Annotated in this window: 3 protein-coding genes and 1 pseudogene; 2 read left to right on the top strand and 2 right to left on the bottom strand. The window is 65.9% G+C overall.

Features of this window, described 5'->3' with window-relative positions:
• Positions 1-166 (bottom strand): annotated as a pseudogene (locus AC1DVI_RS31970) (IS5/IS1182 family transposase); the annotation flags it as partial.
• A 438-nt stretch (positions 167-604) separates the two neighbouring features.
• Here AC1DVI_RS31970 and tnpC point away from each other — a divergent pair.
• Complete coding sequence (gene tnpC / locus AC1DVI_RS31975) at positions 605-1,963, top strand: IS66 family transposase (protein WP_476961408.1); 1,359 nt, start codon at positions 605-607, stop codon at positions 1,961-1,963.
• Between the two features lie 272 nt (positions 1,964-2,235).
• Here tnpC and AC1DVI_RS31980 read toward each other — a convergent pair whose 3' ends face one another.
• Complete coding sequence (locus AC1DVI_RS31980; protein WP_476961409.1) at positions 2,236-2,772, bottom strand: hypothetical protein; 537 nt, start codon at positions 2,770-2,772, stop codon at positions 2,236-2,238.
• Here AC1DVI_RS31980 and tyrS point away from each other — a divergent pair.
• The coding region (gene tyrS, locus AC1DVI_RS31985; protein WP_476961410.1) for a tyrosine--tRNA ligase at positions 2,771-3,811 on the top strand (1,041 nt) is incomplete at its 3' end. The two genes, AC1DVI_RS31980 and tyrS, sit on opposite strands and share 2 nt — an antisense overlap.

Below are 3,811 nucleotides of genomic sequence, written 5' to 3' on the forward strand. Positions count from 1 at the left end.
CCCGTCCCGTGGCGGGCGGCGTCCACGCGGCGATCGCCTCCGGCGTCACCCAGATCGTCAGGTCGCCCCGCCGGCGCAGCGCCGCATCGTAGGCCGCCCAGTTCTCCACACGGTACCGGGCCTCCGGGATCTTGTGGCGGCGCGGCTCGTTGGCCTTGTGGGGCATCGGGGTCTCGGCTTCAGCGGGCCGCTTCTATACCCGCTCGCCCTCCCGACCGCCACCAGCCCGGCCTTTCTGCACCAACGTCTGAGAACACCACAGCGGTCTGTACAACCACACCCTGCAATGTGGCGAGGGTGTAGGTCAACGCCTGAGTATCCCTCGTTCACGCGCCCGGATTGGTAGATTTCCAACTGATGGCGCGATGTAGAGTAACCAATACCAGAGCGAAGCCCACTGCGATTCATATTCCATAGTCGGATAGGCCGAGAACATCGCCGAAAAGAAGAAACACAAGAAAGGCGGCGGTCACACCGAACCGCGCCAGCAGCAGCCCCTTGCGCGACACCGACATGACAGTACGATCATGCAGCAATTCGGTAACTGCTCACGGGGCTGGCGAAATGGGTTGCACGCTCTCGCTGGATATGAGTCAACGTTGGGATGGAAAAGCCGCCGCGCCACCGCCTGAGTGATGCCGAGAAGGACGCCCTGCTTTTGGAGCAGGCGGCGCTGATCGAGCGGTTGGCGGCGCGGATCACGGAACTCGAGGCGCTGGTCGGCAAGCCGCGCAAGACGTCGTCGAATTCCCATACGCCGCCGTCGCAGGACGGCCCGGGTCGCCCCGGCTCGAAGGCGGCGGCCAAGCGCCGTCGCAAGCCGCGTCCCTCGCGTCCCGGCGTTTCGCGCCCACTGAGCGAGGATCCGGACAGGACGGAACGGCGTCTGGCCGAGAGCTGTCCCCATTGCGGGATGGCGGTATCGGGGATGCCTCAGCGCTGCCGTCACCGTTACGATCACATCGACCTTCCGGTCATCCGCCCGGTGGTGACGCGGGTGGAACTGTTCGGTGGCCGGTGCGGCGACTGCGGGCGGCGCTACCGGGCCGCGCCTCCGGCTTTGATGCCGCCGGGCACGCCGTTCGGTCCCGGCATCCGCTCGTTGCTGGCCTACCTGCACCACAGCCATCATGTCGGGTTCGAGCGCTTGTCGCGGATGCTCCGGGAACTGTTCGGGCTGGGCATCTCCGAAGACGCCATCGCCAACAGCTTCCGGCGGATGGGGACGGCGTTCGACACGGCCTGCGCGGCGATCAAGGCCAAGCTGCTGACCGCGCCGGTCATCGCGTCGGACGAAACCACCACGCGGGTGAACGGCGTCACCCACTGGCAGTGGGTCTTTCCTTCCGACAAGGCCGTATTGCACGACATCGTCCCCAGCCGGGCCCGCAGCGTGGCCGCCCAGGTGCTGGGCGAGCATCGGCCGGAGGTCTGGGTATCGGACCGCTACGCCGGACAGCAGGAACTGGGGGACGCCCACCAAGTCTGCCTTGCCCATGTCCTGCGCGACGTCCAGTACGCCATCGACTGCGGCGACACCGTCGTCGCTCCCAGAATCCGCGATCATCTGCGCTGGGCCATCCGCATCGGCAAGCGCCGCCCCACCTTGAAGGACAGCACGCTGGCCGCCTACGCCGCCAGGGCCGACCGCGGCCTTGATGCCCTGCTCGGCGTTCCAGCCGCCCATCCCGCCGGACGCGACCTGCAGCGCCAGATCAAGGCGTGGCGCGGCAAGTTCTTTGTCTTCCTCACCGACCGTCGCGTCCCGCCCACCAACAACGGCAGCGAGCGGGAAATCCGCCCCTCCGTCATCTTCCGCAAGGTCACCAACGGCTTCCGATCAACCTGGGGGCCGGGCATCCATGCCGGCTATCGATCCGTCACCGGAACCGCTCGCTTGCACGGTCAGTCCCCCTGGAACGCTATACGCGACCTCGTCAACGGCGCTTTCGCCGTCGCCTGAGCACCAGCGTTGCCAACCCCGTGAGCAGTTACCCTCATGGAGGCACCGCTCCAGCCAAACGGATGGATAACCTGCAGCATGACTTTCTAACAGAGGCGACAGGAAAATTGTGTGCATGTGATCTGCGCCCCCCACAATCGAGTAGAGGCATAAATATGCATAAATAATTAAGGAATAACAGCGCATTAAATAACTGAATTTACGCTTTTTTAGGTTACCGCATATCATTTAGGCGCTAGCAATAAGCTTAGGAGTTCTGGCAAATTCGGCAGTCACGCCAAACTTGGTATAACGTGCTCGCACCCCCGATAGGGGTTCACCGAGCGTTCGAAGATCACGTCGGGCGACGTGTTTTTCGACAGGACCGAACGGGCCGTGTCGTCGAAGACCTGGGTCGGGACGGTCTCCGTCAACGCTTCGTTCTCGCCCCAGCCGTCGTCGGCCAGCACCCGCGTCTCCCGCTCGTAACGGGAGGTCAGGTTGCTGATCGCCCCCCGTCCTTTCAGAGCCTGCCGCGGAATCTCGTCCATGGCAGAAGGATAGCGGCGCCAAAACAGAACGTAAAGGGAACAATCATCCTTCTTTTGGACGCGGGTGGGAACCGATCGCCCTTGACGGCCCGCCCCCGCGCGCCTAGCTTCCCGGTCATGACGACGCGCACGCACCACTTCAGCCGCTATTATACGCTGCTCCCATAGGGCGGCGCGTTCAGTCTTGACCATATGAACCATGCCGCCGCGGACCGGCGGCATGTGCTTCGACAGATGATCCCCGGGACGCGGCCCTTCCCGTCCGGAGATCAGCACCATGGCGACCCCCGCCGCTTCCAGCCCCTTCCAGTCCGACTTCCTGCGCGTGCTCGACGAGCGCGGATTCCTGCACCAGGGCAGCGACCTGTCGGGCCTCGACGCCCTGCTGCGCCAGGGGCCGGTCGGCGCCTACATCGGCTTCGACGCCACGGCGGACAGCCTGCATGTCGGGCATCTCGTGTCGATCATGGTGCTGCGCTGGTTCCAGAAGACCGGCAACCGGCCCGTCGTGCTGATCGGTGGCGGCACCACGCGCATCGGCGACCCCAGCTTCCGCGACACCAGCCGCCCCATGCTGGACGACGCGCAGATCGCCGCCAACATGGCCGGCATCGGCCGGGCCTTCGCCCAGTACCTGTCCTTCGGCAACGAGGCGAACGGCGCGGTGATGGTCGACAACGCCGACTGGCTGGACGAACTGCGCTACATCCCGATGCTGCGCGACATCGGGCGCCATTTCACCGTCAACCGGATGCTGAGCTTCGAGTCCGTCAAGCTGCGGCTGGACCGCGAGCAGCCGCTGACCTTCCTGGAGTTCAACTACATGATCCTCCAGGCCTTCGACTTCCTGGAGCTGTCGCGCCGCCACGGCTGCCGGCTGCAGATGGGCGGGTCGGACCAGTGGGGCAACATCGTGAACGGGATCGAGCTGGCCCGCCGCGTCGACGGGACGGAGCTGTTCGGCCTGACCACGCCGCTGCTGACCACCGCGTCGGGCGCCAAGATGGGCAAGACGGCGGCGGGCGCTGTGTGGCTGAACGCCGACCGGCGCAGCCCGCACGACTTCTGGCAGTTCTGGCGCAACACGGAAGACGCGGACGTCGGCCGCTTCCTGCGCCTGTTCACCGAGCTGCCGCTGGACGAGATCGCCCGGCTGGAGGCGCTCCGGGGATCGGAGATCAACGAGGCCAAGAAGATCCTTGCTCACGAGGCCACATCCCTCTGCCACGGCGCGGCGGCGGCGGCCGAGGCCTGGGAGACCGCCCGCCGGGTCTTCGAGGGGGCCGGGGCCGGCGGCGGCCTGCCGACGGTGGAGGCC

This window comes from Azospirillum sp. P4_B5, assembly GCF_056402275.1.